General features: G+C 71.8%; 1 protein-coding gene. It reads right to left on the bottom strand.

Translation table 11 applies throughout. The features are described from left to right. A partial coding sequence (locus tag KUTG_RS46010) for an AMP-binding protein (protein WP_157495714.1) occupies positions 1-1,485 on the bottom strand: 1,485 nt, incomplete at both ends.

Below are 1,485 nucleotides of genomic sequence, written 5' to 3'. Positions count from 1 at the left end.
CAGCAGATCCGGCGCCAGCCCGACCTCGCGGCCGAGCGCGGTCCGCACGTCCCGGCCGATCCGGTCGAGCTCCGCGTCGTTCCACTGCCGTGGCACGAAAAAGATGGCCAGCCGGTCGGACTCGGCGCCGGGTTCGCGGATCCCGGCGGCGGCCACGAACGTGACCCGCACGCCGTCGACCCGCTCCACCACACTCTCCAGCTCGTGCGCCGGGTAGTTGACGCCGCGCACGATGATCTGGTCCTTGGCCCGGCCGGCGATCACCAGCTCGCCGTCGTGCACGAAGGCCAGGTCGCCGGTGCGGAACCAGCCGTCGTCGGTGAAGGACTCGCTGGTGGCCCGCGCGTTGCCGAAATAGCCGCTGAGCATGGTGCGGCCCCGGATCTGCAGCTCGCCCAGCCGGCACTCGGGCACCACCGCTCCCCCGTCGTCGACCACCCTGACCCGCACGCCCGGGATCGGCCGCCCCACCTTGGACAGCACGACGGCGCCCGTCCGGTCCGCGGCGAGCTCGGCGATGGTCCCCTTCATCGACGCGGGATCCACCGCCACGGTGCCGGCGGCGCGGTCCTGGCGGCTCTGCCGGGTGTAGGTGACGCCCGAGCACGTCTCGGACATGCCCCAGCACGGCGCCATCGCGTCCGGCCGCAGCCCGTACGGGGCCAGCAGCTCGAGAAAGCGCCGGCTGGTCGCGGCGACGACGGGCTCGCCCGCGTTGACGAACTGGCGGACGCGGGAGAAGTCCCAGTCCTGCCCGGGAATCCGCTCGGCGAGCTCGTTGACCATGGCGAAGGCGAAGTTGGGCGCCCAGGTGTTGGTGGCCCGGTACTTGTCCATCCACCGCAGCCACAGCAGCGGGTCGCCGAGCACGTGCGCGGTCTTGGCGTTGACGTGCAGGCAGCGCAGGAACACGTCGCGCACGTTGTAGTAGGCCACGGTGACGTGGTCGAACGGCATCCAGATCAGGCTGACGTCCGCCTCGGTGAGCTGCTGGTCCTGGATGACGGCCAACGAGCGGTCGGTGACGCTGGCGTGGGTGTGCCGCACGCACTTGGGCACGCCGGTGCTGCCCGAGGTGAGGAAGTTGAGCACGGGCGTGTCCGGTCCCGCCGCGTGCCAGTCGGAGTCGCGGGGATGGTCGAGCAGATCCTCCACGGTGAGCACGCGCACGTCCGGCTCGCCCCAAAGCGCACGCACCTCGGCCAGCTCGGCCACGGTGTCGGCGTCGGTGAGCAGCACCGGCCGGTCGAGCAGCTCCCAGGCGTTGCGCAGCTTGCGGTTGGCCTCGTTGGCCGATCGGTACGTCGAGGCGACGGCAACGGGCGTCGGCACGAAGCCACCGAGCACGCAGGCCCAGAACGCGGTGAGGTAGCCGCGGTTGTCGTCGAACACCAACAGGGCTGCGTCACCGGGCCGCAGCCCGGCCGCGCGCAGCCCGGTCAGCGTGCGTTCGGCCTCCGCGAGCAGGACGGGATAGGTCTGGAG

Source organism: Kutzneria sp. 744 (assembly GCF_000568255.1).
Classification (GTDB): domain Bacteria; phylum Actinomycetota; class Actinomycetes; order Mycobacteriales; family Pseudonocardiaceae; genus Kutzneria.
Note: the sequence above shows the minus strand (reverse complement) of the source record. Positions and strands in the feature narration are given on the sequence as shown.